Source organism: Streptomyces sp. NBC_01255, from assembly GCF_036226445.1.
Lineage (GTDB): Bacteria > Actinomycetota > Actinomycetes > Streptomycetales > Streptomycetaceae > Streptomyces.
The window spans coordinates 3,888,396-3,910,704 of sequence record NZ_CP108474.1 but is presented as its reverse complement, the minus strand read 5'-3'; the positions used below and the strand labels follow the sequence as shown (position 1 = coordinate 3,910,704).

General features: G+C 71.3%; 17 protein-coding genes. 13 read left to right on the top strand and 4 right to left on the bottom strand.

The features are described 5' to 3' along the window. The first annotated feature begins 529 nt into the window (after window positions 1-529). Window positions 530-991, top strand: a complete 462-nt coding sequence (locus OG357_RS17230) for an AfsR/SARP family transcriptional regulator (protein ID WP_329621996.1) — start codon at window positions 530-532, stop codon at window positions 989-991. A gap of 102 nt (window positions 992-1,093) precedes the next feature. On the opposite strand, the gene OG357_RS17225 is transcribed toward OG357_RS17230, so the two are convergent. Both OG357_RS17225 and OG357_RS17220 read right to left on the bottom strand, forming a co-directional pair. Beyond that, complete coding sequence (locus OG357_RS17225; RefSeq protein WP_329621995.1) at window positions 1,094-1,759, bottom strand: PLAT/LH2 domain-containing protein; 666 nt, start codon at window positions 1,757-1,759, stop codon at window positions 1,094-1,096. 243 nt (window positions 1,760-2,002) lie between these two features. Next, window positions 2,003-3,235, bottom strand: coding sequence for a Cmx/CmrA family chloramphenicol efflux MFS transporter (locus OG357_RS17220; RefSeq protein WP_329625616.1), 1,233 nt, complete (start codon window positions 3,233-3,235; stop codon window positions 2,003-2,005). A 517-nt stretch (window positions 3,236-3,752) separates the two neighbouring features. Between OG357_RS17220 and OG357_RS17215 the strand changes: the two genes are divergently transcribed. Together OG357_RS17215 and OG357_RS17210 are read left to right on the top strand one after the other, a co-directional pair. Then, window positions 3,753-10,928, top strand: a complete 7,176-nt coding sequence (locus OG357_RS17215; RefSeq protein WP_329621994.1) for a hypothetical protein — start codon at window positions 3,753-3,755, stop codon at window positions 10,926-10,928. A gap of 26 nt (window positions 10,929-10,954) precedes the next feature. Then, window positions 10,955-11,245: a hypothetical protein gene (locus tag OG357_RS17210; protein ID WP_329621993.1), complete on the top strand. Its 291-nt coding sequence runs from the start codon at window positions 10,955-10,957 to the stop codon at window positions 11,243-11,245. Window positions 11,246-11,324: 79 nt separating this feature from the next. Here the strand turns inward: OG357_RS17210 and OG357_RS17205 are convergent, their stop codons facing one another. Then, window positions 11,325-12,071, bottom strand: coding sequence for a hypothetical protein (locus tag OG357_RS17205; protein ID WP_329621992.1), 747 nt, complete (start codon window positions 12,069-12,071; stop codon window positions 11,325-11,327). A gap of 101 nt (window positions 12,072-12,172) precedes the next feature. Then, a complete protein-coding gene (locus OG357_RS17200) occupies window positions 12,173-12,847 on the bottom strand; it encodes an HD domain-containing protein (protein ID WP_329621991.1) in 675 nt (224 codons plus the stop codon). A gap of 191 nt (window positions 12,848-13,038) precedes the next feature. On the opposite strand from OG357_RS17200, the gene OG357_RS17195 reads away from it, so the two are divergent. The 10 genes from OG357_RS17195 to metK all read left to right on the top strand — a co-directional run bounded on the left by OG357_RS17195 (window position 13,039) and on the right by metK (window position 22,309). Beyond that, window positions 13,039-14,475: an MFS transporter gene (locus OG357_RS17195; RefSeq protein ID WP_329621990.1), complete on the top strand. Its 1,437-nt coding sequence runs from the start codon at window positions 13,039-13,041 to the stop codon at window positions 14,473-14,475. A gap of 105 nt (window positions 14,476-14,580) precedes the next feature. Next, window positions 14,581-15,762 carry a trans-sulfuration enzyme family protein gene (locus OG357_RS17190; RefSeq protein ID WP_329621989.1) on the top strand — a complete coding sequence of 394 codons (1,182 nt, stop codon included), beginning with the start codon at window positions 14,581-14,583 and terminating at the stop codon, window positions 15,760-15,762. 99 nt (window positions 15,763-15,861) lie between these two features. Continuing rightward, the gene (locus OG357_RS17185; protein WP_329625615.1) at window positions 15,862-16,404 is read left to right on the top strand and encodes a MaoC family dehydratase; all 543 of its coding nucleotides are present in this window, start codon (window positions 15,862-15,864) and stop codon (window positions 16,402-16,404) included. A 139-nt stretch (window positions 16,405-16,543) separates the two neighbouring features. Then, window positions 16,544-17,410 (top strand): class I SAM-dependent methyltransferase, encoded by an 867-nt coding sequence (locus OG357_RS17180; protein ID WP_329621988.1) that lies wholly within the window; start codon window positions 16,544-16,546, stop codon window positions 17,408-17,410. Next, the gene (locus tag OG357_RS17175) at window positions 17,407-18,450 is read left to right on the top strand and encodes a class I SAM-dependent methyltransferase (protein WP_329621987.1); all 1,044 of its coding nucleotides are present in this window, start codon (window positions 17,407-17,409) and stop codon (window positions 18,448-18,450) included. Before OG357_RS17180 ends, OG357_RS17175 begins: the two co-directional genes overlap by 4 nt. A 26-nt stretch (window positions 18,451-18,476) precedes the next feature. After that, window positions 18,477-19,370: a diiron oxygenase gene (locus OG357_RS17170; protein ID WP_329621986.1), complete on the top strand. Its 894-nt coding sequence runs from the start codon at window positions 18,477-18,479 to the stop codon at window positions 19,368-19,370. 49 nt (window positions 19,371-19,419) lie between these two features. Beyond that, a complete protein-coding gene (locus OG357_RS17165; protein ID WP_329621985.1) occupies window positions 19,420-20,361 on the top strand; it encodes a hypothetical protein in 942 nt (313 codons plus the stop codon). 1 nt (window position 20,362) lies between these two features. Beyond that, complete coding sequence (gene acpS, locus OG357_RS17160) at window positions 20,363-20,818, top strand: holo-ACP synthase (protein ID WP_329621984.1); 456 nt, start codon at window positions 20,363-20,365, stop codon at window positions 20,816-20,818. 22 nt (window positions 20,819-20,840) lie between these two features. Beyond that, window positions 20,841-21,104, top strand: a complete 264-nt coding sequence (locus OG357_RS17155) for an acyl carrier protein (protein ID WP_317597878.1) — start codon at window positions 20,841-20,843, stop codon at window positions 21,102-21,104. After that, window positions 21,101-22,309, top strand: coding sequence for a methionine adenosyltransferase (gene metK / locus OG357_RS17150; RefSeq protein WP_329621983.1), 1,209 nt, complete (start codon window positions 21,101-21,103; stop codon window positions 22,307-22,309). The genes OG357_RS17155 and metK overlap by 4 nt, the downstream gene beginning before the upstream one ends.

Genomic DNA, 22,309 nt, shown 5'->3' with positions numbered 1-22,309 from the left:
GGCGGCTGCGGAAGAACGTCTTGCTCCGACTCTCCGGGGGCCTCGTCGGCGCTCCGTCACCCGGAATGTGCAAGCGGCGTCCCCGGAGCGTTTCCGGACCATTTCCGGGGCGTGCCCTGAGACGTCTGCCCACCGGTCAGGCCGGTGGATCCGCAGGACCCGCGGCTCGCGGATCGTGTCGGGAAAGCGCGGCCGGGGCCGAAAACAGGGGCGAAGTCAGGGGGGATGACGGCGGGATGCGCGGATGCGTGATGCACCGGCCGGTTGCACAGTGAGGGATGTGTCATCGAACGGCGTATACCTCGAACTGCTCGGTGCTTTCGAGCTCTCGTACGCCGGATGCCGTATTCCCCTCCCTTCGGGAGCTCAGCGCCTGTTGGCGCTTCTCGCCGTGCATACGGCCGGCGTGTACCGGGGTGCGGCAGCCGAGCGGCTGTGGCCCGACTGCAGCCCGAGCCGGGCTTCGGCGAACCTCCGGACCGCGCTGTGTCACGGGCGGCGCGCGGGGCCCCTGACGACGGTGGAGTGCGTGGACCGCCGCCTGCGGCTCGCGCCCCTGGTCGACGTGGACCTGCACCAGGTGCGGTGCCTGGCGCAGGACGCGGTCGGCGACGGCCCGCCGCCCGCCGACCCCGAGGGCCTCACGGCCAGACTCGGGGAGGAACTGCTGCCCCGCTGGCCGGACGAGTGGCTCGTACCGGAGCGTGAGCGCTGGGACCAGGTGCGCCTGCACGCGCTGGAGGGCCTGGCCCAGCGGCTCCAGCGGGAAGGGGAGTACCTCGCGGCCCTCCAGACCGCGCTGACCGCCGCCCAGATCGATCCGATACGGGAGACGGCGCAGCGCATCCTCATCGAGATCCTCCTGGCCGAGGGCAACAGGGCCTGCGCGGTGAAGCGTTACCAGGAGTACCGGCGGCTGCTGCGCAGCGAGTTGGCGGTCGAGCCGTCCCCGCTCATGAAACGGCTCGTGCAGGACGCGATGTCCGCGTAGGGGCGCCGGGGGATCGCGCACCGTCCCTGGTCGGCGTGTTCCCCGGTCCGTGCCCGAAGTCGCCACGCGAGACGGGGATTTGTGGGGCGGGTGGCGGAGCCGTCAGGTGCGCTCTCCGGCGAGCGTCCCGTCCGGGCTGTACGCGGTGAACACCGGTGAGCCGTCGTCGGGGGCCGCGTCGCCGCCGGTGATCCACAGATGGGGCGAGGTGCCGGCGGGGTGCCAGAGCGCGCTGTAGCCGTCGGGGCCGGTGATCCGGGCGCCGGACTCGACGGCCCAGGCGTCCTTCCCGCCCTTCCACAACTGGAGGGAGGCCGGGCGGCCGAAGGCGGCCGGCACGTCGATCACGTAGGTGGTCCGGGTGTCGGCTTCGAAGTCGTTCTGCCCGTCGGTGTCCAGGACCGTCCAGGCCGACGTGCGCCCGGCCTCGTCGGTCAGGCGCCCCTGGACGTCGCTGTCCGTGCCCGCCCCATCGGCGTCCGCCGTCTCCAGGGTCACCCGGTACGCGGCCGGGCCGTTCGACGGCTCCGGGGCGGTCGCGGCCGGAGAGTGCGAGGCGGGCGCGGCTGGACCTGTCGGCAGTTCGCTCGCGGCGGGTTGCGCCGGGTCCGCGGTCATCGTGCCGATCGCGATCCCGCCCGTCGTGCAGGCCGCCAGAGCGGCGGCTGCCCACACGACCTTCGCGGTCTTCGACGCGCGGCGGGTGTGCCCCTCAGGCGGGACGGTGTTCGCGCGCGGTGCGTACGCGTCCCCGTCGATCCCGGGCAAGGGCCGGGTCGAGGTGATGTCCGAGTCCGGGCCCGGGGCTCTCCACCGTCCCGTAGCCGTCGGCGGCGGGAGTACTTCCGTCGCGTCCGGATCCCACGCCGGGCGCCGATCCCCTCCCGCCGGGTTGTTCCACGTCACCGCCGTCACTCCCCGCTGCTCACGCTTTCAGGCCGCCGGGCACCCTAGACCACCGTCATCCCGACATGATCTTGCTGACCAGTACGCGGACACAGGCAAACACCATCAGCGGGCGGTGTTCTTCAGCGGTACGGGCGTGCCGGCGTCGTCGGGCTGCTTTGTCGGGCTCTTGGTCACGACGTGGCTGCCGGAGGCGCGCCCGCCGAGGCGCAGCGCCAGGGCCGTCGCGCCGAGGGCCGCTGCCGTCATCGCCGCGCCCGCCCAGGCCGGGGAGGCGAAGCCGAGGTCGGCGTCGATGACGGTGCCGCCGAGCCAGGGGCCGCCGGTGTTGCCGAGGTTGAACGCCGCGGTGGTCGTGGCGCCGGCGAGGGTGGGGGCGGCGCCGGCGACGTTGAACATGCGGGCGTTGAGGGCCGGGGCCGTGTAGAAGGCGGAGACGCCGAGGAGGAACGTCAGGACGATCGTGGCGACCGGGCTCGACGCGAGGAACGCCAGCGCGATCAGGAAGACGGTCGAGGCGGTGATGCCGGTGAGCAGGACGCCGAAGAGGTGGGCGTCGGCCACCCGGCCGCCGATCGCCGTACCGATGACGGCGCCGATCCCGAAGAGCGCGAGGACGCCGGAGACCCAGCTCTCGTCGACGCCGGAGACGTCCGTGAGGAGCGGGGACAGGTAGGAGAAGGCGCAGAAGACGCCGCCGGCGGCGAGCGCGACGATCGCGATCTGGAGCAGGACCTGACGGTCGCCGTAGATGGCGAGTTCGCGCTTGAGGCGCGGCTTCGTCTCGGGGAGCGGGATGTGGGGGATGCGGGTGAGGACGCCGACGAGGGCGATCGCGGAGGCGGCGGCGACCGCCCAGAACGCGGAACGCCAGCCGAGGTGCTCGCCGAGGAAGGCGCCGGCGGGGACGCCCAGGACGTTGGCGATGGACAGGCCGCCGATCATGACCGCCATGGCGCGGGCGCGCGAGCCCACCGGGACCATGGCGATGGCGACGGCCGCGCCGACCGCCCAGAACCCGGCGCAGGCGAGCGCGCTCACGATGCGCGAGGCGAAGAGGACGGCGTAGTTCGGGGCGAGGGCGCCCGCTATCTGGCCGAGGCCGAAGACGGTGATGAGGGTGACGAGGGTCGTCTTGCGGGGGAGCCGGAGGGTGGCGACGGCGAGCAGCGGCGCGCCGACGACCATGCCGATCGCGAAGGCGGAGATGAGGAGTCCGGCGCGGGGGATGGAGACGTTCATGTCCTCCGCGATGGCCGGGAGGAGTCCCGAGAGCATGAACTCGCTCGTGCCGAGCGCGAAGACGGAGAGGCCGAGGATGTAGACGGCCAGGGGCATCCGGCTGGGGGCGGGGCCGGAGGTGGGGCCGGGGGTGGGGCCGGGGGTGGCGGTGGCGTCTTCGGCGGAGAGGGAGGGCATGACATGCGTAAACCTGGATTTTGTGCCTGACATTCCGTGTGCGGGGAATGTCTTGCGATGCGAGACGCGTTCCTCTCGCCCCACTCCCTTACGGCCGGTAACAACATGATCAACTAGGCGTCGCTTTGGCCTCTTTCCCGCTCCTGTGAGGCTTTGGTGAAGATTATTTGATCTTCTCTTGGAGGTGCTGCGCGTGACATCGTCGCGGAGCAAGCGGTAGCGCCGGTTCGTGGGGGGCGAGCGTGCCGGCGGCCGTTTTCGGGGGAGTGTGCCCCGGGGAGGCTGACCGCTGCTCTGTCATGCCCATGTTCAATTTGAGGTGCTGCCGGACGATCGCGAGATTGCAAGGCGGGACATGTCATTGCTCAGAGACGCCGGCAGACGCCGGCGTCGCCTACGGTCGGCCCTGACCAGGGCCACCAGTTCGACAGCCCTGATGACGGTGTCCGCCGTCCTCGTGGGAATGATCTCGGCGTCCCCGGTCGCCGCCGAGGTGCCGACGCCCGAGGTGGACGACGGCCTCTACCGCAACAGCATCGGCAGTGACCGGCGCCTCGACCGCTGCATCGCCGCGGTGGCGCTGCACGTCGGCGGCCCGCAGGTGAAGGTCAAGGCCATCGAGGGCCTGACCGGCGCGGAGGAACAGCTCGGCGGGATCGTCCGGGCTCCCGAATGGTGGAACCCCAGCCCGCTGAACCTGGCGTCCAAGGCCGACCAGGAGGCCGCCGGCGTCTACTCCGACATGTCCTGGGCCCGCCAGGACGCCCTGACCGCCGCGAACCACCCGTACGCCAGCTCCGTGGCCTCCGACGCCGGACTGACCTGGCACGCGCCGAAGTTCGGCGAGGACCTCCGGCACTTCACCGTCGTCACGCAGAAGGAACTCGCCTGGCGCATCGGCGAGGCCGACATCAGCCGGCCCAGCGCCGAGGCGATGGAACGCGCGAAGGCCGTCGCCGCGGAGAACAACGGCAAGGACCAGCTGCACGACTGGGCAGCGGACTCCATGCTCAGGTTCAGCAACGTCGGCAACTCCGCCAACACCTCCAGCGACATCGCGGCCTACCTGAAGCGCGGCGGCTTCCCGGCCGTGGCGCCCGTCAAGGGCACGCCCGAGTACCGCGTCGAGGTCGAGGATCTCAAGCAGGCCTGGGCCGGCTGCGACTACCAGAACCCGTGGGACCCGTCCCGCAAGCTCAACGAGCCCCTCATGACCGCGATGGTCGAGTGGGAGCTCGAGTACGCGGGCCAGGCCCCCCAGCGCGCCACCATCATGCGCGCGGAGGCCGACGCCTCGCTGGCGGCCCGTGAGGCCACCGACGACCTGATCGAGGCCATCGGCCAGGCGTGGCTCGCCGACCAGGTCCTGAAGTGGAGCAAGTACTGGCGCGACACCATCGCCAAGTGGCCCGGCTACTACAGCGACCAGCCCGACCAGGCCAGGCTCGACAAGGCCGACGCGGACCTCGCCATGTACCGCGCCAACATCGCGGCCCTCGTCACCTCGGCCAAGGCACAGGCGGCCAAGGCCGCCACCGCCGCCCAGACGGCGACGACCGCACAGCAGGCAGCGTGGGCCGTCGCCGACACGTCCCACGTCCCGCGCGGTCGGGGTCTGATGTTCGCGCAGCAGTCCGTGCAGGTGGCCCGTGCCTCCGCCGCTGCCGCCGCCGCCGCGACGAAGGCGACCGAGACCACGCTCGCCTCCGCGAACGCCACCGTCGCCACCAGCGAGGCGCTGCTGGCGAAGGCGCAGACCGAGTCGCACGCGATCGACGCCGAGTTCCGTCGCGTCGCCGCGGAGGAGGCCGCCGCTCAGGCGAAGGCCGCCGCCGACAGCGCCGAGGCGAACGCCACGGCCGCCACGCAGAGCGCGAACACGGCGAAGGCCGCGCGGACGACGGCCGAGCAGAAGCGGGACAAGGCCAAGACCGCTGCCGAGACCGCCGCTTCCGAGCGGGCGAAGGCGCAGGCCGAGCAGGCCACCGCCACCGCCTCCCGCGCCAAGGCCGCCACCGAGCGCGCCAAGGCCAAGGAGGCCGAGGAGCGCGCCGCCACGCAGCAGACCGCCGCCACGAGCGCGGGTACGGCTGCGGGCACGGCGACCGCCGATGCGACGGCGAAGCGGAAGCTCGCCGGCGAGAAGGCGAAGGCCGCGCAGACCGCGCGCGAGAAGGCGGTCGCCGCACTCCAGGCGAAGCAGGCCACCGCGGCCCGCGCCGCCGCCCTTGAGGCCGCCGCGACCGCTGCCGAGGGCAGCGCCGCCGCCACCGAGACGCGAGCCGCGGCGACCGCCGCCCGTACGGCCGCGAACCAGGCCGTGCAGGCCGCGACGGCCGCGCAGACCGCCGCGGACCAGGCGACCACGGCCGCCGTCGCCGCGCGGACCGCCGCGACCACGGCGGAGGGCGCCGCCGAGCGCGCCCAGGCCAGTGCCGACACGGCCTGGTCCGCCTTCTACGTCTCCCAGGGCGAGGCGTCCACGGCGCACGTCGCCGCGGCCACCGCGCTCGACGCGTCGCAGGACGCGGCGATCCGCGCGGACAACGCCGCGACGGCCTCGGAGAACGCGACCGAGCTGGCCAAGAAGGCCCAGCTGGAGTCGGTCGCCGCCGGAACCAGTGCCGCCGAGGCCGTGACGTCGGCCGCGACCGTGGTCGGCCGTGCGTACGCGGCCGGTCAGGCCGCCCTGGCCGCTCGCGACAGCGCGAAGGCGGCGATCAACGCCGCCGACACCGCCGTCTCGGTCGGTACTCCGTACCAGGAGAAGGACAGTTCGGCCGCGTTCGCGGTGCTGTCCGGCCAGTCGTCGAAGACGCTCGCCGAGCAGCAGGCCGCCGCCGCCGAGGCCAAGGCCGTCGCAGCGGCCGCTGCCGCGGAGTCCGCGCAGCTGACCGCCGACCAGGCGACGGGTGACGCGAAGCTCGCGGCCGAGGCCGCCGCTCGCGCGGCGAGCGATTCGTCGCGTGCGGTCGAGGCCGTGACCCGCGCCCAGACGGCAGCGGGACAGGCCTCCGACGCCCAGAAGGGCGCGAAGGACGCGTCCGACGCCGCCGCCGGTCACGCCGAACAGGCCGGGACCGACGCGCTCAGCGCCCGTACCACCGCCGGTGCCGTGAGCGGCATCGCCGCCGAGGCCGACCGCGAGGCGACCGACGCCGAGCGGCACGCCGCCGAGGCGAACGAGAAGGCCGGCCGGTCCGCCGAGGCCGCCGCCGAAGCCGCGCGCAAGGCGGCCGACTCGGAGAAGGACGCCAAGGACGCCGAGGACAAGGCGTCCGACGCGGAGGGCGACAGCTCCGCCGCCGAAGAGGCCGCCAAGAAGATCGAGCAGGAGCAGCGCGAGAAGAACGAGGCCGCGCACCAGGAGGCCCTGGAGGAGGGCACCACGCCCATCAAGGGCGGTGCTGCCAACTGGCCCGCGCTCGGTGAGCGCGAGGAGCAGATCCTCCTCGACGCGTGTGGTCAGACCTGTGTCGACGACTACCGGAAGGGCCTCGCGGCCGTCTCCGTGAACGTCGTCGAGTGGGCGACCGCGAACGGCGGGCAGATCCTCTTCGAGCAGCTCGACGCCGCCAAGGTGAAGGACTGCCTGGCCTCGCGGGACGTCGACGACTGCCTCTGGGCGCTCGTGGACATCCCCTCGTCGTCCGTGATCGTGGGTCGTATCCCCGCGCTCGCCGTGGCGATCGAGAAGGTCTCCGACGGCATGCGGACGATCTTCAACGCCGCCGACGACGCCCTGCGCCGGCTCAACGAGCTGACGTCCGTCATCAGTGTCGTCCGCTCCACCCCGCGCAAGGAGCGCTGCCTCGCCGGTGTCGCCCTGCACGCGGGCGGCGCCAAGACGAAGGCCGTCGCCATCCAGGGCCTGACCGGGACCAACGCGCAGCTGCACGAGGTCATCGGCGACTCCATCTGGCTCCAGTTCATGCCCCTGGGGGAAGCCAACTCCCAGGACAAGAAGGCCGCGTACGAGTACGTGGACGCCATCGCGGCCCGCAAGGCCGTCCTCGAGGACGCCAACCGGCCGTACGCGATGAGCTCGTTCAGTGACGACATCACGCTGCACGCGCCGCAGTTCGGCGCCGAGATCACGGCGTTCACGCACGCTTCGCTGCCGAAGCTGTCCGCGCGGGTCGGCTACGACGGGCACACCAACCCCAGCGCCGAATCCGTCGCCCAGGCCAAGGCCGTCGCCGAGCAGAACCGTGGCAAGGACGACTGGCACGACTTCGCGGCGGGCTTCATGCTGCGCAACGCCGGCGCGCCCGGCGAGCTGTTCTCCGGCAGCACCACGTCCGCCGACATCGCGACCTACCTGCGGCACGGCGGCTTCCCCGCCAAGAAGGTCACCGAGGGGACCGCGGCGTTCCGCGTCGAGGTCGAGAACCTCAAGCAGTCCTGGGCCACGTGCAACCACGGCGACCCCGTGGACCCGCGCAACGCCCTGAGCGACGTCGTCTCCCGGGCCTCGGCCGAGTGGGAGTCGGAGTACGCCGGTCAGAACACGCAGCGCGGGATCGTCATGCGGGCGGAGGCCGACGCCGCCGCGGCGACGAAGGCCGCCACCGACCACATGATCGAGGCGATCGGTCAGGCGTGGCTCGCCGACCAGATCCTGCTCTGGCAGAAGTACTGGCACGACCAGCTCGCACGCGACCCGAACCACCTCTTCAAGCCGAAGCAGGCGCTGTTCGACCAGGCCAAGTCGGACCTCACCAAGGCCCGCGGCAAGGTCCAGGCGCTGGTCACCAAGGCCCAGGCCCAGGCCGCTCTGGCCACCGCGGCTTCCCAGCGCGCGGTGACCGCCCAGCAGGACGCCTGGGCGATCGCGGACGCCTCCGGGGTGCCGCGCGGCCGTGGCCTGATGTACGCCCAGCAGTCGGTCCAGGTCGCGCGCGCTTCCGGCGCCGCAGCCACGGCCGCCGCGAAGGCGACGGAGACGGCGCTGAACGCGGCGAACGCCACGGTCTCGACGTCCCAGACGCTGCTTGCCCTGGCGAAGACCCAGGCGCACGCGGTGAACACCGAGTTCCGCCGTATCGCCGCGCAGGAGGCCGCCGCCCAGGCGAAGGCCGCCGCGGACAGCGCCGACGAGCAGGCGGCCGAGGCCGAAGCGAACCTGAAGATCGCGCAGGAGGCCAAGGCCACCGCGGAGAAGGAGGAGCAGGAGGCGAAGCAGGCGGCCGCCACGGCGCAGGCCAAGCGCGCCGAGGCGGAGCTGGAGCGCGCCAACGCGGCGGCCCACCGGGCCACCGCGGAGCACGAGCGGGACAAGGCCAGTGCGGCCGAGGCCCGTGCTCAGGAGGAGAAGGGCAAGGCCGCCTCCGCCCGCTCCGACGCGACGACCGCCGCCGACGGGGCCGCGCTCAAGCGGGCCGACGCGGAGGCGTCGGAGGAGCAGGCCAGGCTGGCCCGTGACCGCGCCGTCGAGGCGGAGCGCACCAAGAGGGCGGCGGACTCCCGGGCCGCGGCCCTCGAATCCGCGGCTGCCGCCGCCGAGGGCACCGAAGCCGCCACCGAGACGCGGCAGTTGGCGACCGAGGCGCGTGCCGCCGCCACCGCGGCGACCACCGCGGCGACCAACGCCCGTGCGGCGGCGAACGAGGCGACGACCGCAGCGGTCAACTCCCGTGCGGCCGCGACCCGGGCCAAGGGTGCCGCGGACCGCTCCAAGGCGGCCGCGGACGGCGCCTGGGCCGCGTACGCGACCGCGATGGGATCGGCGGCTGCCGCCCACGCGGCCGCTGCCACGGCGATCGACGCCTCCGAGGCGGCCGCGCAGAACGCGCGGAACGCCGAGGCGGACTCGCGGAAGGCGTCGGCCGCTGCGGCCGTCGCGAAGCAGGAGGCGGCGGCCGCGCACACCGAGGCGGTCCTGACCGCCGAGTGGGCGGCGAAGACGGCCGGTCACGCGTATGCCGTCGCCCAGGCGGCGAGCGCGGCGCGGGACACCGCGACCCAGGCCGTCAAGCCGGCGAAGGAAGCCATCGCGATCGGCTCTCCGTACCAGGAGACCGACGCGTCGGCGGGCTTCGCGGTCCTCACCGGCCAGAGCGCGCTGACCCTCTCGGAGCAGCAGGCGAAGGCCGCCGAGGCGAAGGCCGTGCAGGCGGCCGCGTACGCGGCGGAGGCCCAGCGCCTCGCCGACCAGGCGGCGGCCGACGACAAGCTGGCCGCCCAGGCGGCAGCGGCGGCGGCCAAGGACGCGGAGCGCGCCGCGAAGGCCGTGAAGCGCGCCCAGGCCGCGGCGGTGGAGGCGGAGAAGGCGGCCAAGGCCGCTCAGGCCGCCGCCAAGCGCGCCGACGGATACGCCCTCCAGGCGGGTTCGGACGCCATGGCCGCGACGTCCGCCGCGAACGCGGCGATGGGCGACGCGGTCGCGGCCGACAGCGCTGCCACGGAGGCGGAGAAGGACGCCGCGAGCGCCCGTGCGGCGGCGACCTCGGCGGAGAACGACGCCGCCGCCGCCCGTTCCTCGGCCACCCAGGCCGAGAGCGACGCGGACGCGGCCGAGACCGCCGCCGAGAACGCGCACGCGCTCGCGACGGAGGCCGACGAGGCCGCCAAGCGGGCGGAGGAGGAGGAGCGCAAGCGCCTCCTGGAGCAGCGGACCGACCACGTCGAGGATGGTTCCCTGGTCACCGGGCAGGGGCTCACGCCGGAACTCGAATCGCTGCTCATGCAGATGTGCGGCCAGCAGTGCGTCGACGACTACAAGGCGGCCAGGGACCTGGCCGGCGGGGACATCGTCGAGTGGGTCAAGGCCAACGGCGGCGCGATCCTGCTTGAGCTGTTCGGTCTCGCCAACATCAAGGAGTGCCTGTCCACCTGGGACTTCGAGGCCTGCGTCTGGGCGCTCGTGGACGTGGCGGGGTTCCTCGTCCCGGTCCTGAAGATCCCCGCGGTGGCGAAGGCCCTCTACCGGATCGGCATGGCGCTCGACAAGTTCTTCGACGCGTCGAAGCTCGCCAAGAAGCTGATGGAGAAGTACAAGGGCCTCCTGGACAAGGTCAGGAAGTCTCCGGTCTGCCTGATCCCGCCGAAGTCCGGGGCGACCAGCACGGCGTCGTACGGCAGCGGTTCGTTCAGCACCGCTCTGTACCGCACCCCGTCGTCCGGCAAGGCGTCGTTCAGCTCCATCGCCTCCAACAGCGACGACTTCGGCTGGCCTTCGGACTGGGAGAGCACCCCCGCCCCCGTCGACCCCGAGGACTTCTGGAAGGACTACAAGGACCCGGACGAGGAGGAGGTGGACCTCGGCGGCTGGAAGTCGATGCCGGGCCTGTGCAAGCCGGTGAAGATGACCAATTGGTTCGTCGATAAGATCAAGGACGGCCACTTCGAGGGTGGTGTGAACTACCTCCCGGAGAAGGGCGTCTGGGACAACAACATCACCGGTCCTCAGCTCTTGCAGATCTTCATGATGGCGGAGACCAAGTGCGACGGCCGCTGGGAGTTTTCGAAGACGAATGTGAACAACCGTATCTGCGAATTCGAACCCGAACTCGGGATCATCGGAAAGAAGAAGAAGGACGGACAGATGACGACTCGCGTCGCGGTGGTCGTGTCCATCTACGGAGTCCCGAGCTCCTTGTACCCGGTGTAGTCGGACCAGGCAGGAGGTTGTGAGAGATGGGCCTTGGGGTTCGTGTTCTCGACGGAGGAAAAGGAATCCAGTCGGAGTTCGAGGACGACGACGAGGAGAGCCTGCTCCAATTCGTCATCGAGGCGCCGGATACCGCCGTGCGCTGGGGAGTGAGCGGGCACGACGAGACGCTCTTCAACTGCAAGCAGGCGTATCAACTGCTTCGTGAGATCGCGGAGATCCCCGTGGAGCGCCGGACCCCGGTCCTTCGGCTCCTGAGGGACGGCACCTTGTGGGTCTACCGGAACAACGGATACCTGCAGTTCCTCGGTGACTGATCCCTCGCACTGACCCGTCGTACGAGAACGCCCGGCCGGGACCCACCCGGCCGGGCGTTCGCGCGTCCGGCTCCAGCCGTCAGCCCTTCGCGCTCGCGATCCGCTCCAGCTGGGCCGTGATCACCGGCTCCGGGATCGCGGCCTTCTTCTGGTCCAGCATGTTCACGCCGTAGAACGCCGCGATCACGCCCCCGCTGCGCACCACCGTGTACGTCATCGGCACCTTCTGCTTGGCGATGTCGCCGGTGATCCGGTAGCCCACGGCCTCGTCGCCGAGCTTCGGTGCCGGGAGGTTCTCGACCTTGCCGTAGGTGAGGCCCAGGGTCTTGAAGCCCTTGGGGCACTCGGTGACGGCCGTGCGGAGTTCCTTCATGACCCGGGTGGCGTTGTCCTCGGAGTGCGAGGCGAGCCACATGGAGCCGACGGTCGCGTTGGCGGCCTCGCCGGGCTGGAGGGAGCGGTGCACCGTGCTCACGGCGGGGATGTGCGTGAAACCGCCGATGAGGCTGGCGAGCGGCTGGCAGGCCTTCTTGTCGGCCTCCATGCCGCGGCCGGCCTCGACCTCCGCCTTGGCGATCTTCTCGGCGTCGAAGTTCGCGGTCTTTCCCGTGATGGCGACCTTTTCGAGGGACTTTCCGTCGAACGCCCCCAGGCGCTTCGCCTCGGCGGCCTCTTTCTCCTCGGGGCTCTGCTTGCTTTTCGCGCCGGAGCTCGCGCTCGCCTTCGGCTTCTTGGCGTCGGAATCCGAGGATTCACCGCTGCATGCGGATATCGCAAGGAGGGCCGGTATGACGGCGGCAATCGGAAGGGCCCTGCGCAGTTTCATGGTCTTTCCTGGCATCTCTCGCTGGCGAAGAACAAACAAAATGATCTTACCGGCGGTAGGCGGGTGCTCCCATTACGTTTTGGCGTCGGCTCGGCCCGCGCTCACTCTGTTTCGGGCATGTCCGTCAATTCCTTGAGCTCCTTTTCCATGTTGTCCCGCGCCTTCTCCTCCCACACCGCCGCCCCGTACGGCGTGTGGAAGAGGCGCGGGAGCGAGAGGAGCTGGCGGAGGACGGTCGCACGGCCCGTCCGGAAGGCGTCCTCGGGGACGAAGGCGTACTCCTCGCGGACCGCCGCCGCATACCCCCTGTAGGTATCCGGATCGGTGGCCAGGATCGCGAGGTCCGCGTCGCAGAGGGTCTCGCCGTTCAGGTCGCCCGCGGCCGGGTCGTGGGAGACCGTCAGGCGGACCAGCCGGGCCACCTCCCGTACCTCATGCTCCGTCAGGCCCGCTTCTCTCAGGGCGCGTTCGGCCAGCAGGGCCGAGCGTTCCTCGTTCTCGGAGCGGTCCGGACGGTAGACCGCGTCGTGGAACCAGGCGGCCAGGCGGACGAGTTCCAGCTCGCCGCCCTCCGCGCCCTGGTCAGAGAGTTCGTCGATGCGGTCCAGGACCGCCCGCAGGTGGTCGACCGTGTGATAGCGGCGCTGCGGCTCGGCCCAGCGGGAGAGCAGGTTCCGGCCGTACGGGGCGGGGTCCGGGCCCTCGTGGCCGGCGCGGGCGGCGCGCAGGGTGGCGTTCCAGCGCTGGAGCAGCTCGGGGTGTTCCTCGGCGGTCATGGGGGCATTCTGCCCGGCGTACGGCCCGGAAGGCCTGCTTCCCCTGTGTCGCGCTCCGCGCCGGAAGGGGTGATTCCCTGATGCTCTAGCCGCGCCCTCACCTCACCCTTACATACCCCCCATGGGTATGCTACGGTGCTCCGCGAAGGTACCCCCCTGGGGTATGCAGCAGCGAGTGAAGGGTCAGGGCAATGTCAACCGTCAATCCCCGGCGCTGGTGGGCACTTGTCGTGCTCGCCGCCGCTCAGTTCATGGTCATCATGGACACCTCGATCATCGGGGTCGCACTCCCCGAGATGCAGAAGGACCTGGGCTTCACGCAGGGCGAGCTCCAGTGGGTCTTCAACGCCTACGTCATCGTCTTCGGCGGCCTGCTGCTCCTCGGCGGACGCCTCTCCGACCTCGTCGGGGCCCGCAAGATCTTCGTCACCGGCTGGGCGATCATGATCGTCGGCTCGATCCTCGCCGCCGCCGCGCAGACCGCCTGGGTGGAGATCGCCGGCCGCGCCGTCCAGGGCGTCGGCGGCGCGCTCATCGCGCCCGCCGCGATGACCCTGCTGATGATGCTCTTCATGCACGACCCGAAGGAGCTCGGCAAGGCCATGGCGCTCTACGGCGCCGCGGCTCCCGCCGGCGGTACCGCGGGCGTCTTCCTCGGCGGTGTCTTCACCGAGTGGGCCGCCTGGCAGTGGGTCTTCATCATCTACATCCCGATCGGCCTCGCGACCCTCGCCGCGACCAAGCTCCTCCCGGACGTCGAGTCCCGCCGCGGCTCCGTCGACGTCCTTGGCGCCGTCGCCGTCACCGCCGGTCTCGCACTCGCCGTCTTCGCCGTCGTCCGCGCCCCCGAGGTCGGCTGGGGCGCCACCGCCACCGTCCTCGAACTGGTCGGTGCCGCAGCCCTGTTGATCCTCTTCTTCGTGATCCAGAAGAGCATCCGCGAGCCGCTCATGCCGCTCAGCGTCTGGCGGGTCCCGCGCCTCGGCTCGGCCAACCTCGCGATGACGCTGCTCGGTGCCGCCTGGATCCCGATGTGGTACTTCCTCAACCTGTACCTCCAGCAGGTCCTGGGCTACGGCGCCTTCGCCTCCGGTGCCGCGTTGCTCCCGATGACCGTGCTCCTCATGATCTTCATGACGGCCATCACCTCCCGGCTCATGATGAAGTTCGGGGCCAAGCCGCTCATCGGCATCGGTCTGCTCGTCCTCGCGGCCGGTCTGGTCTGGCTCGCGGCCGTCCCGCCGACCGGCACCTTCCTCATCGACGTCCTGCCGGCCTCGCTCGTCGCCGCGCTCGGCATGTCCCTCGCCTACATCCCGGCGATGATCGCCGCGATGTCCGGCGCCCCGCAGGAGCAGGCCGGTCTCGCCTCCGGCATCGTCAACACCACCTACAACGTCGGCTCCGCGCTCGGTCTCGCCGCGCTGACCGCCGTCGCCATGTCCCAGGGCGCCGACCAGCTCGGCAACCTGCCCGCCCTCACCGACGGGTTCTCGGCCGCCTTCATCGGCGCCGCGATCATCGCCGCCGTCGGCGGTGTGATCACCCTCCTCGTCATGAAGAGCGACAAGGCCGTGGCCGCCGAGGCCGCCGCCCCCGCCGCGCAGGGCGAGAAGGTCTCCGCCTGACCGGCCCGACACGCACGCACGCACGCACCCAGGGGCCGCCCGATGTCCGTCACCGGACGTCGGGCGGCCCCTTTCCCGTATCAGGAATGGCAGGAAAGGAACGCCATGGAACTGAACACCCGAGCCGTGCACGTCTTCAACGAGCCTTTCCCGACCGGCAGTCGGCCGCTCTCCGTGCCCCTCGTCCAGTCCTCCGCCTTCGCCTTCGACTCCGCAGCCGAGCTCGCCGACGCGATGGCAGGCCCCGACGGCCGGTACGTCTACAGCCGCCGCGGCAACCCGACCGTACGGGCCCTGGAACAGACCCTCGCCGGCCTGGAGGGCGGCGCCGGGGCCATCGCCTTCGCGTCCGGGATGGGCGCCCTCAGCGGCGTCCTGCTCGCCCTCCTGCGGCCCGGCGACCGGGTGGTGGCCCAGCGCTGCCTGTACGGGGGCACCCACGCCGTCCTGTCCGACCTGGCCGAGCGGTACGGGATCGAGGTCGTCCGGATCTCCGGCGACGACCCCGCCGAGCTGGAGGCGGCGGCCGTCCACCCCGCCACCCGGCTCCTCGTCCTGGAGACCATCGCCAACCCCACCGGCCAGGTCCCCGACCTGCCGGGGCTGCTCGCCGCCGCCCGCGCGGCGGGCGTGACGAGCCTCGTCGACAACTCGCTCGCCTCGCCCGTGCTGTGCCGCCCCCTGGAGCTCGGCGCCGACATCGTCGTCCACTCGACGACCAAGTACCTCTCCGGGCACTCCGACGTCCTCGGCGGCGCCGCCGTCTTCGCCGACGACGAGCTGCGCCACCGCGTGTGGCCGCGGACCGTCGAACTCGGCGCCTGCGCGGACCCGTTCGCGGCCTGGCTGACCCTGCGCGGGATACCCACCCTGCCGCTGCGGATGCGCGAGCACTGCGCCAACGCCGTGTCGCTCGCCGCGGCGCTCTCCGAACGGTCCGAGGCCCGCGGCGACGTCACGGCCGTGCACTACCCGTGGCTCGCGGACCACCCCTCGCACGAGAACGCCCGCAAGGCCCTCTCGGGCGGCGGCGGGCTGCTCTCCTTCGAGCTGGCCGGCGGCCGGGAGGCGGGCCGGGCCTTCGTCGAGCGCGTACGGGTGGCGAAACTCGCGCTCTCCCTCGGTGGCGTGGAGACCCTCGTGACGCACCCCGCCTCCACCTCCCACCGCGAGCTGGACGCTGCCGCGCTGGCCGCCGCGGGGATCGGCGAGGGCCTGGTGCGGATGTCCGTCGGCATCGAGGACGTCGAGGACCTGTGGTCCGACGTCGAACAGGCCCTCGCCTGAACGGATTCCGGCCTTCTTTTGGGTTGACAAAATAAACGAACGATTCGTAGATTGGATGTCGCCAGGGAAAGACCACTCCTAGGTCAAGGGGGGCGCGTGATGCGCTACTTCGAGGACTTCCGGCCCGGCGACGTCCACGAGCTGGGCGCCGTCACCGTCACGGCGGAGGAGGTGCTGGAGTTCGGCAGGCGCTTCGACCCGCAGCCCTTCCACACGGACCCCGAGCTCGCGGAACGTTCGCAGTTCGGCGGCCTGATCGCGAGCGGCTTCCACACGCAGTCGATGTTCATGCGGCGGTACGTGGACGGCCTGCTCGCCTACAGCGCCTGTATGGGCTCGCCCGGCATCGACGAGGTCCGCTACCTGCGGCCCGTCCGCCCGGGCGACGTCCTCACCGCGCGCGTAGAGATCCTCGGCTCCACCCCGTCGCCGTTCAACCGCACCACCGGCACCGTCAAACCGCGGTGCACCCTGGTGGCCGCCGACGGGACGGCCGTGTTCAGCATGATCCTGCACAGCATCTTCCGCCGGCGCCCCGCCGACTCCGAGGCCGACCATCTGTCGTCGATGCCCGCGGCCGAGGACCCCGTCGCCTGTGGGCGACCGGCGGCGAAGAGCGCTGTCCCGGCCATGAGCGCCTGACGGACCGTCCTCCGCCAGGCCGCCTGAACGCGGCCGTCCGCACCACTCACGCACCACTCACGCACCACTCTCCGGCTCTTCCGCCATTCCTTCGCCATTCCTTCCCACCACCCTGTTCGCCAGTGAAGGGGGACCTCCTGTGGAGGCCGTATCCCGCACCGCCCAGTGGACCGCCGCCGCGCGCGCCCTGGAGACCGAGCGCGAGGACCGGCTGTTCGCCGATCCCTACGCGCGGACCGTCGCCGACCAGATCGGCTTCGAGCTCCTCGACCGCTACGACGGGGGCGGCATCGTGCCGTTCCTCGCCATCCGCACCACCTACCTCGACCGGGCCGTCGTCAAGGCGGTGGAGGAGCGGGGCATCCGCCAGGTCGTCTTCCTCGCCGCCGGCATGGACACCCGCTTCTTCCGGCTGCCCTGGCCCGACGGCGTCACCGTCTACGAGCTCGACCGCCCCGCGCTCCTCGCCGCCAAGGCCGAGATGCTGGCGGACGAACCGCAGCCCGCCGGCCGCACCCGGATCACCGTCCCGGTCGACCTCACCCAGGACTGGACCGGCCCCCTGAAGGAAGCCGGCTGGAAGAGCGAGGAGCCCGTCCTCTGGGTCGTCGAGGGCCTGCTGTTCTTCCTGCCCGAGCAGGCCGTGCGCACCCTCATCTCGACGCTCTCCGCGCACGCCGCGCCCGGCTCGGTGCTGCTCGGCGACGTCATCTCGAAGGCCGCCCTGGTCAACCCGCTGGCCCGCACCTTCCTCAAGGCCCTGAAGGACGACGGCAACCCGTGGCTCTTCGGCACCGAGGAGCCCGAGGCGCTGCTCGACGACTGCGGCTGGGCCGTACGGGAGGTCAGGCAGCCCGGAGAGGAGGGCGCCGACTTCGGGCGCTGGCCCTACCAGGTCGCGCCGCGCGCCCTCCCGGGCGTACCGAGGTCGTTCCTCTTCACCTGCGACCTGCCCGGTGCGACCGGCTCCGGCCTCCCCACCCACAGCGAGGAGAAGGCGGCATGAGCGCCCACGACTTCCACCAGCGGGTCATCACCGACGCCGGCGCGGCCGTCCGCGGTCTGACCGTCGCCCTCGGCGAGCGCCTCGGCCTGTACAAGGCGCTGGCCGCCGAAGGCCCCCTGACCGCCGGGCAGTTGGCGGAGGCGACCGGCACGAACGAGCGGTACATCGAGGAGTGGCTGCACGCCCAGCTCTCCGCCGGTTACGTCGAGCGGCACCCCAGCTCGCTCACGTACACGCTCCCCGCCGACCACGTCGAGGTCCTCGCCGACCCGACGGCCGTCACGTACGCCGCCGGGTTCTTCACCGCCCTCAAGGCGCTGTACGCCACCGAGGACCTGCTCGTCGACGCGTACCGCACCGGCGACGGCGTCGGCTGGGCCGAGCACGACGCGGCCCTCGACACCGGCATGGGCTCCTTCTTCCAGCCCACGTACGAGCACAAGCTCGTCCCGGACTGGCTGCCCGCCCTGCACGAGGTCACCGACAAGCTGGCGAACGGCGGCACCGTCGCGGACGTCGGCTGCGGCGTCGGCCACACCACGCTGCTCATCGCCAAGGCGTTCCCGCAGGCCACCGTCCACGGCTTCGACTACTCCGAAGAAGCCATCTCGATCGCCCGTGAGCTCGCCGAGGAGGCCGGTCTCTCCGACCGGGTCGTCTTCGACGTCGCCTCGGCCGACGACTACCCGGGCTCCGGCTACGACCTGGTGTGCTTCTTCAACGCCCTGCACGACATGGGCGACCCGGTCGCCGCCGCCCAGCACGTCCACAAGTCCCTGGACGCGGACGGCACCTGGATGCTCGTCGAGTCGAACGTGTCCCCGCAGGACATCGACACGCAGACCCCGGCCGCCCGCATGTTCATGGCCCTGTCGGCCGTGATGTGCCTGCCGGTCGCGGTCGCGCAGCGCGGCCCGCACGCCCTCGGCAACCACTCCGGCGAGAAGGCCTTCCGGGCCATCGCGGACGAGGCCGGCTTCACCCGCTGGCGCCGCGCCACGGAGACCGCTGTGAACGCCGTATACGAGGTCCGGCCGTAACCCCCCATCGTCAGAGGAGTAAGCACATGGGCGTGACCGCCCCCCTGCCCGTCACCGACCGGTTCATGGAGGTCCTGGAGCGGCTCAGCGAGCGCTCCGTAGAGGACTACTACAACCCGTACCAGACCTTCCAGTGGCCCGAGACGCTGGAGGAGAACCGTTTCTGGATGACTCCGGAGCTGCTCACCGTCTACGGCACCGAGCACTACGACACCCTCGGTGAGGAAACGCTTCAGCGCCTGTCGAAGTGGGAGTCCATCAACTTCTACAGCCTCAACGTGCACGGCATCCGCGAGCTCCTCATCGAGGTCGTCGGCCGCATCCACATGCCGGGCTTCGAGGTCCCCTCGGACTTCTTCCACCACTTCATCGGTGAGGAGAACGAACACATGTGGTTCTTCTCCGAGTTCTGCCGCCGCTACGGCCACAAGATCTACGGCTCCACCGCGATGCGCGCCGACGCGGCCTGGGAGCCCGAGGTCGAGAACTTCCTGGTCTTCACCCGCATCCTCTTCTTCGAGGAGCTCGTGGACCACTACAACTCCCGGATGGCGAAGGACGAGTCCCTCTGCCACACGATCCGCGAGGTCAACCGCATCCACCACCAGGACGAGTCCCGCCACATCGCCTTCGGCCGTGAACTGGTCTCGCTCCTCTACTCCCGGATGTGCCAGTCCGTCAGCGCCGAGCGGGTGCGCGAGGTCGAGGCGTACCTCAAGCGGTACGTCGTCTACAGCACCAACTCCCTCTACAACCCGCACGTCTACCGCGACGCCGGCATCCCGGACCCGCTGGCCCTGCGCAACTCGCTGGTCGCCGACGAACGCCGCCGCCCGCACGAGCGCAAGTCCATCCGCAAGCCGCTCTCCTTCTTCCTGAAGACCGGGATCTTCTCCGACGACACCCTGCCCGTCGTCTGACGCACCCCAGGACCTGCCTGAGACCTCCCACCCGAGAGGTGAAGAGACCATGACCGTGACGACCCCCGCGCATGCCGGGGCCCCCGGGAAAGCCGGGGAAAGCCGGCGAGAACCGCAGCGCGACCGCCCGGGCACCACCCGCGGCCTGCCCTCGCTCGGCCCCGAAGGGACCCGCCTCCTGCGGCTCCTCGACGACACCTTCGAAAACTGGGGAGTGACCGCGGGCGCCCGCCCGATGACCATGCCCCCGCTCCTGCCGGCCGCCGACCTGGCGAAGCTGGACTACTACGACAACTTCCCGCACCAGGCCGTCGTCGCCGCCCCGCTCGACCTGGAGCGCCGCGCGACCACGCCCTTCTCCGCGGACACCGGCTGCTTCCCGAGCGACGCCCTCGAACCGGCCGCGCTCGGACTGCCCTCGGCGTCCTGCTACGCCGTCTACCTCGACCACCAGGGCACCCAGGTCGCCGACGACACCCTCGTCACGATCTGCTCCTGGTGCTTCCGCAAGGAGACCCACTACGAGGGCATGCGGCGCCAACTCGGCTTCCGCATGCGGGAGATCGTCGCCATCGGCGCGCGCGAGCACGCCGAGACGCATCTCGCCGACTTCACCGCCCGCATCCACGCCTTCGCGACGGCGCTCGACCTGCCGCTGCGCAAGGAGGCCGCCTGCGACCCGTTCTTCGACAAGGGCGGCTCCAAGGCGCTCCTCCAGCGGCTCACCCCGGTCAAGTACGAGTTCCTGTACGAGGACCTGGCGATCGCCTCGGTCAACACCCACCGGAACTTCTTCGGCGACCGCTGCGACATCACCCTGGAGTCGACCGGCGGTCCGGCCTTCACCAGCTGTGTCGCCTTCGGTCTCGAGCGGTGGCTGTCCGCACTGACCCGGCGCCACGGCAGCTGGGAGTCCGCCACCCAGGCGGTGCTCGACGCGAACGCCCGCATGCGGGCCGGTGCGAGTGGCACGGCCGGGCCGGTGATCTGACGTGCCGGCCCGTCCCGCCGCCCCGCCGGCGGGCGGCCTGGGGTGGGCGAACCTCGGCATGGACATCGTGTCCGTCAACCGTGTCCGCAGGCTCCTCGCCCAGTACGGCGAGACGTTCTTCGAGCGGATGCTCACCCCCGGCGAGCTCGCCGACTGCCGTACGTCCTCCGGGCTCGACGTCCTGAGCCTGTGCGGGCGGATCGCGGCGAAAGAAGCGGCTTTCAAGACCTTACGGGTCAGGGGCAGGTTCCTGCCCTGGCCGGACATCGTCGTACGGCGCTCCGAGGGCGGCTGGCCGCTCGTGGAGCTGCACCGGGCCGCCGCCGAGATGGCCGCCGAGTCCGGGATCACCGAGATCACCGTGTCCATCAGCCACGACGTGGACTACGCGGTCGCGGTGGCCGCCCCGATCATCGCCCCCGCCCTCACCTCTTCCGTATCCAGCAGCAGTAGCTAGCAGCAGCTAAAGGAGATCAACCATGGCCGACGGCCTGCAGACGGTGAAGAACTGGATCCTCGACCGTCACCCCGAGCGCGACGACATCGCCTCCGACCTCGACCTGATCGAGAACCGGCTCATCGACTCGCTGTCCTTCGTCGAGTTCGTCTTCCTCCTGGAGCAGGAGAGCGGCACCTCCATCCAGATGGAGACCCTGGAGGTCGAGTCGATCCGCACCCTCGGCGCGATCGAGCAGCACTTCTTCAACGCCCCGGCGCAGGCTCCGGTGGAGGTCCAGGCATGAGCCGCCGCCTCTTCACCTCGGAGTCCGTCACCGAGGGACACCCCGACAAGATCGCCGACCGGATCAGCGACACGATCCTCGACGCGCTCCTCACCGAGGACCCGTCCTCACGCGTCGCCGTCGAGACCCTGATCACCACCGGTCTCGTGCACATCGCCGGCGAGGTCACCACCACGGCGTACGCGCCGATAGCGAAGCTGGTGCGCGAGGCGATCCTCGACATCGGCTACGACTCCTCCGCGAAGGGCTTCGACGGCGCCTCCTGCGGCGTGTCGGTGTCCATCGGCGCCCAGTCGCCGGACATCGCGCAGGGCGTGGACACGGCGTACGAGTCCCGGGTGGAAGGCACCGGGGACGAACTGGCGGCCCAGGGCGCCGGCGACCAGGGCCTGATGTTCGGCTACGCCTGCGACGACACCGCCGAGCTGATGCCGCTGCCGATCGCGCTGGCCCACCGCCTGTCGCGCCGGCTGACCGAGGTCCGCAAGAACGGCACCGTGCCGTACCTGCGGCCCGACGGGAAGACGCAGGTCACCATCGAGTACGACGGGGACCGCCCCGTCCGCCTCGACACGGTGGTCGTCTCCTCACAGCACGCCGCCGACATCTCCGTCGAGGGCCTGCTCACCCCGGACGTCCGCGAGTACGTCGTCGAGCACGTCCTCAAGGAGCTCGTCGAGCAGGGCGTCAGCCTGGAGTCCGACGGCTACCGGCTCCTGGTCAACCCGACCGGGCGCTTCGAGGTCGGCGGCCCGATGGGCGACGCCGGACTCACCGGCCGCAAGATCATCATCGACACGTACGGCGGCATGGCCCGGCACGGCGGCGGCGCCTTCTCCGGCAAGGACCCGTCGAAGGTCGACCGGTCGGCGGCGTACGCGATGCGCTGGGTCGCGAAGAACGTCGTCGCGGCCGGTCTCGCCCGCCGCTGCGAGGTGCAGGTCGCGTACGCGATCGGCAAGGCGGAGCCCGTCGGCCTCTTCGTGGAGACCTTCGGCACCGGCACCCTCCCGGACGAGCGGATCCAGGAGGCCGTCAGCGCGGTCTTCGACCTCCGCCCGGCGGCGATCATCCGCGACCTGGACCTCAAGCGGCCGATCTACGCGGAGACGGCGGCGTACGGCCACTTCGGCCGCGAGCTCCCGGAGTTCACATGGGAGCGCACGGACCGCGTGGAGGCCCTGAAGAAGGCAGCGGGGGTCTGA